This is a genomic window from Actinoplanes sp. NPDC048791 (genome assembly GCF_040650095.1).
Classification (GTDB): domain Bacteria; phylum Actinomycetota; class Actinomycetes; order Mycobacteriales; family Micromonosporaceae; genus Actinoplanes.
Genome location: NZ_JBEZGQ010000635.1, coordinates 1 through 4,975, shown reverse-complemented (window position 1 = coordinate 4,975; position 4,975 = coordinate 1). Strand labels below are relative to the sequence as shown.

The 4,975-nt window shown below is 72.3% G+C and carries 5 protein-coding genes and 1 pseudogene; 2 read left to right on the top strand and 4 right to left on the bottom strand.

What is annotated here, in order from left to right:
- Positions 1-312, bottom strand: a pseudogene (locus AB0C29_RS33235) (4-(cytidine 5'-diphospho)-2-C-methyl-D-erythritol kinase); the annotation flags it as partial.
- Positions 313-412: 100 nt separating this feature from the next.
- Complete coding sequence (gene rsmA, locus AB0C29_RS33230; protein WP_360828686.1) at positions 413-1,312, bottom strand: 16S rRNA (adenine(1518)-N(6)/adenine(1519)-N(6))-dimethyltransferase RsmA; 900 nt, start codon at positions 1,310-1,312, stop codon at positions 413-415.
- Positions 1,313-1,394: 82 nt separating this feature from the next.
- On the opposite strand from rsmA, the gene AB0C29_RS33225 reads away from it, so the two are divergent.
- Positions 1,395-1,814 (top strand): hypothetical protein, encoded by a 420-nt coding sequence (locus tag AB0C29_RS33225; protein WP_360828683.1) that lies wholly within the window; start codon positions 1,395-1,397, stop codon positions 1,812-1,814.
- Here AB0C29_RS33225 and AB0C29_RS33220 read toward each other — a convergent pair whose 3' ends face one another.
- Positions 1,815-2,726 (bottom strand): TatD family hydrolase, encoded by a 912-nt coding sequence (locus tag AB0C29_RS33220; protein WP_360828680.1) that lies wholly within the window; start codon positions 2,724-2,726, stop codon positions 1,815-1,817.
- 77 nt (positions 2,727-2,803) lie between these two features.
- On the opposite strand from AB0C29_RS33220, the gene AB0C29_RS33215 reads away from it, so the two are divergent.
- Positions 2,804-3,838, top strand: a complete 1,035-nt coding sequence (locus AB0C29_RS33215) for a hypothetical protein (protein ID WP_360828677.1) — start codon at positions 2,804-2,806, stop codon at positions 3,836-3,838.
- Positions 3,839-3,881: 43 nt separating this feature from the next.
- Here AB0C29_RS33215 and AB0C29_RS33210 read toward each other — a convergent pair.
- Positions 3,882-4,975, bottom strand: a 1,094-nt coding sequence (locus AB0C29_RS33210; protein WP_360828674.1) for a PKD domain-containing protein, incomplete at its 5' end; no start/stop codon positions are given.

The window sequence follows — 4,975 nt, the reverse complement described above, 5'->3', positions numbered from 1 at the left end:
CAGCCGGGCATGCGCGGGTACGCGCGCCTTGGCGGCCAGCGCCCGGGCGGCCCGCATGATCAGGTTGCTGTCGTCGAGAGCGAGCTCACCGGCGCCCTCGCCCTCCATGGTCAGCGCGAGGGTGTCGCCCCGGCGCGCGGTCAGCTCGTCGAACAGGCTGATCGCGTGGTAGACCGTGTTCAGCTCGTGGAACCCGTCGGCGCGCAACGGGCCGACCCCGAGATGCAAGTTGATCTTCGAGGGCACGCGGACCTTCACCGGGCCGGCGAACCGGCGGGGCTTGTCGTCGTCCGGCCCCCACGCCTCCGTCACGGAGTGACGTCCGAGGTCGCCGGCCGCATCCCGAACGGCGCGGCCGGCCGCTGCTTGATCGGGTCGGGGGTCCACATGACGTGGCCGCTCGGTTCCGCTGTCATGAGTCCACCTCCTCGTGCCGCCTGCCGGACGCGCTGAGCTTACCGCCGTACCCCGGGCCGGTGGCGGCAGCCGCGATCGCGGCGAACTGCTGCACCGAGAGTGACTCGCCGCGGGCCTGCGGGCTGATCCCCGCGGTGACCAGGACCTTCTCGGCCTCGCCGGCGCCGCCGGCCCAACCGGCCAGCGCGGCCCGCAGCGTCTTGCGGCGCTGCGCGAAGGCCGCGTCGACCACCTGGAAGACGGTCCGGCGGTCCACGCCGGCGGGCGGGGTGCGGGCCGCGAACGCGACCAGGCCGGAATCCACGTTCGGCACCGGCCAGAACACCGCGGGCGGGACCTTGCCGGCCGCGCGCGCCTCGGCGTACCAGGCGAGTTTGACCGACGGGACGCCGTACACCTTCGAGCCGGGGCCGGCCACCAGCCGGTCCGCGACCTCCTTCTGCACCATCACCAGGCCGCCGCGCAGTGTGGGCAGCTCGGCGAGCAGGTGCAGCACGACCGGCACCGCCACGTTGTACGGCAGGTTCGCCACCAGCATCGTCGGCGCCGGGAGCAGCTCGGCCGCGCGGATCCGTAACGCGTCGGCGTGATGCACGGTCAGCTTCGCGACATCGGCGCGTTCCGCCACCGTCGCCGGCAGCGCGGCGGCGAGCACCGGGTCGAGCTCGACGGCGTGCACGTGCGCGGCCGTCCCGAGCAGTCCCAGCGTCAGCGAACCCAGTCCGGGTCCCACTTCCAGGACCACGTCGTCGCTGGTCAGTGCGGCTGCGGCGACGATCCGGCGGACCGTGTTGGGGTCGTGCACGAAGTTCTGGCCGAGCTTCTTGGTCGGCGCGACGCCGAGGCGCGCGGCGAGCTCCCGGATCTCCGCCGGGCCGAGCAGTGCGTCAGCCATGAGGTCAGAGCCTACGGCCGCCGGGGAGTGACCGGACGCCACGGGGCAGCGGTGACCGGCCCCGACACGGTAGAACGAGGGCATGACGGAGCTGCTCGAGCTGCGCGGCGTGGTGGAAGCCGCCCCGGACGACGTCGCCGGTGTGCTGCTCGACGCCCGGCCCGGTGGCCGTTCGCCGCTGGCGGCGACCGGCTCCGCGACGCCGGCCCGGGGTGACGAGTTCACTGTCACGCTGGAGGGCAGCACCATCACGGTCACCCTCGACCATGCCGCGCGTTCGATCGCCCAGCAGGGCGAGTGGTGGTATCGCGGCGTCACCAGCGTCGAGCCGGACGAGCGCGGCTCGCTGGTGCTCTACCGCATCTTCAACGTGGCACCGGGGCACCGCTGGGCGGTCCGGTTCGTCTCCCGGGGGCCGCTGGCGGCGGCGCCCACGGCGTTCGCGAAGGTGCTCGGCGGGCTGGGCGAGCAGCTCGACTGCGCCGCCTATCCGCTGGGCTGATCAGCGCCACGGCCCGAAGGCGCGCTCCCCGTTGGCCGAGACGGCCGCGCAGAGCGCGTCCAGGTCGGTGCCGGTGGTCCCGGCCAGGGCCCGCATGGTGAGCGGGATCAGGTACGAGGCGTTGGGCCGCCCCCGGTACGGCACCGGCGTCAGGTACGGCGCATCCGTCTCGACCAGCAGCTGCTCGGGCGGGGTGAGCGCGGCCGCCTCGCGCAGATGACCGGCGCTGGCGAAGGTGACCGTCCCGGCGAAGCTGAGCAGGTAGCCGCGGCGCACGCACTCGGCGGCGAAGTCGGCGTCGCCGGAGAAGCAGTGCAGCACCACGACCTCCGGGGCGCCTTCCTCGTCCAGCACGCGCAGCACGTCGGCGTGGGCCTCGCGGTCGTGGATGATCAGCGGTTTGGCGTACCGCTTGGCGATGGCGATGTGGGCCCGGAAGCTGAGCTCCTGGGCGGCCCGGCCGTCGTCGCCGGTGCGGAACGTGTCCAGGCCGGTCTCGCCGAGGCCGCGGACCCGGGGCTGGGCGGCGAGGGCCTCGATCTCACGCAGCGCCTCGTCGAGGTCGGCCAGCCGTGGCGCCTCGTTCGGGTGCAGCGCGACGGCGGCCAGCACCGACGGGTTGCGTTCGGCCAGCTCGGCGCTCCACACCGAGGACGCCACGTCGACGCCGACCTGCAGCAGCCGGTCCACACCGGACTTGGCGGCGGCGTCGATCAGGGCCTGCACCGGGTCGTCGGTGCCGGCGCCGCCCGGTCCTGAGCCACCGGGCACGCCGGCCTCGTGGACGGTGATGTCGAGATGGGTGTGGCTGTCGAAGACCGGAACCGCCAGTGGCTCGGGTGCGGGCGGGAACTCACCCGCGCGCCGGGCGGCCCGGGCCTTGCGCGATTCGGAAGGCTGAGAACTGTTCATCGCTGTCCAGGATCACACAGCACCACGGGTAACCCGGCGTTCATCCTGAGTACACCCGCCGGGCCTAGTTTGCTCTGGTGACCGTGACCGGTGAGGCCGCCGACGTCGGTACCGACCCTCTCGAGCCGCCCCTGACGGCTCCGCTGCGCCGCGACCTGACCTGGGAACGGGTGCAGTCGATGGCCCAGTCCGCCGGTCACCGCGACGACGTGGCGCTGCAGCGGATCCGGGCCACGGCCGCCGTACGCCGCGGCACCCGGATGACCAAGGTGCTCTCCGCCGCCCAGTTCGCCGGTCACCTGGCCGGCTGGATGCCGTACGGCTTCTGCTACCGCGCCTGCGACATCGCCCACCTGCGTCTGCCTGATGAGCTGGCGTTGCTGCGCACGGACGGGGCCGGCGACCCGCAGGTGGCGTACGCGCTGCGCTGGCGCGCGGTCGACCCGAGCGACTACGAGATCCCGATGGGCGTCGTCCAGCCGGGGCTGTCCGCCCTGCCGGCCCACTCGCGGATCGGCCCGATGGTGCTGGGCACCGGTTTCACGCCGAGCACCGACGACCTGATCCCGGAGTTCGTCACCGCGGACTTCGCCGACCTGCCGCTGCCGGCCAACGCGCAGCTGCTGGCCTACCCGGGCACCGGCGACGAGGTGGTGCTCTACACGTACCAGCCGGAGCAGCACGGCTGGCTGCGGCTGGCCGGCCCGCGCTGGCGGCACCTGCTGGAGGGCCTGCCCGGGGTGAGCCCGGACCGCGAGTACGTGCCGTGCACCGACGCGGGCTCGGCCCGGCTGATCGGGCGGATCAACGATCACGAGTACCAGGCCATCGCCGACCCGCCGGAGGAGTTCCGGGCCCGGGCGCTGACCCGCGCCGCCCGCTATCCGGTCACGACGCTGAGCCGCCGGGCCGAGAAGGCGCTGTGGCGCGAGGTCCCGTGCTGGGTGTTGCAGCGCGACGACAGCTGGGCCCGGCTGCGGCTGGTGCGGCCCGACGCCGACGCGGTGGCCGCGGTGGGTGCGCGCTGCTACGAGCGCGGCGTCTACGAGGTGTGGGCGCCGATGCGGGAGCTCACCGATCACCACATCGCCGAGTTGCCGTACCAGCTGTAACGGGGCCGGCGCAGGCCGGCCCCGTTCCACAGTGCTCAGGTGATCAGCTGCGGGTGATCTTCGCCTTGACCGTGGCGAACTTGCCCCAGTTGCTGGACACGTCCTGGGTCGACGCGTCGACCCACAGGGTGCCCTTCGAGACGCCCTTGAGCCGCAGGCTCCACTTGCCCTTCTTGGCCTTCACGTAGTGCGCCACGCAGTACTTCTCGGCCTGCGCGTCGGTCTTGACCAGCTTCCACGTGTTGTTCGAGCTGTAGCAGTAGAACTTGCTGCCGGTCAGGCGGGAGGCGAACACCGCGACGCGGTACACGCCGGAGCCCTTGTCCTTGGCCGTACCGGTGGCGTACTTCCAGCTCTTGATCCGGTTGCTGTTCTTCGGCTTCTTGACGGTGGTGGTGGGCTTCCAGCCGTCCTGCTTGACGGTGACCTTGCCGACCACGATGGCCGACGAGGCGCCGTACTTGTTGTAGAAGGTCGCCCGCGACGTGACGGATCCCTTGATGAAGCTGCCGTTCTTGCGGGTGTAGTAGTAGAGCCAGGCGCTCTGGTTCTTGCCCGTGAGCGTCTCCACCCAGCCGTCGCCCTGGTCGAAGACGATCTTCGTGGTGCCGTTGGGCACGTTGGAGAAGGTGACCGAGAACGGCTCGTGCGCCCAGACGGTGGTCTTGCTGAACTTGAACTTGCCCGGCGTCGTGATGGTGACGGTCGAGGTGGCCTTGCTGCTGTTGCCGGCGGCGTCCTGGTAGGTCACCGTGACCGTGAACTTGCCGTTGGCGGTGTACTTGTGGGTGTACTGCGCCGTGTCCGCCGTCAGCGTGGTCGACGTGCCGTCACCCCAGGTCGCGGTGCGGGTGACCTGCTCGGCGGGGGTGGTGTCGTCGGTGACCGCACCCTGGGTGAGGCTGACCGACTGACCGATCCACAGCGCCCGCGAGTTGAGCCCGAACTTGCCGACCGGGGCGGCCGTGTCGGCCGGGTCCGGCACAGGCTCGACAGTGTCCGTCGGGTCCGGCGCGGGCTCCACGGTGTCCGTCGGGTCCGGCGCGGGCTCCACGGTGTCGGTCGGGTCCGGCGCGGGAACGGTCGGGTCCGTCGGGTCCGGCGCCGGCTCGTCCTGCACCGACGCGGCGTCCGTCG

What these genes read in the sequence shown, in the direction of transcription:
- rsmA (WP_360828686.1), bottom strand. Translation starts at nt 1,312, where the DNA reads ATGGCTGACGCACTGCTCGGCCCGGCGGAGATCCGGGAGCTCGCCGCG.
- AB0C29_RS33225 (WP_360828683.1), top strand. Translation starts at nt 1,395, where the DNA reads ATGACGGAGCTGCTCGAGCTGCGCGGCGTGGTGGAAGCCGCCCCGGAC.
- AB0C29_RS33220 (WP_360828680.1), bottom strand. Translation starts at nt 2,726, where the DNA reads ATGAACAGTTCTCAGCCTTCCGAATCGCGCAAGGCCCGGGCCGCCCGG.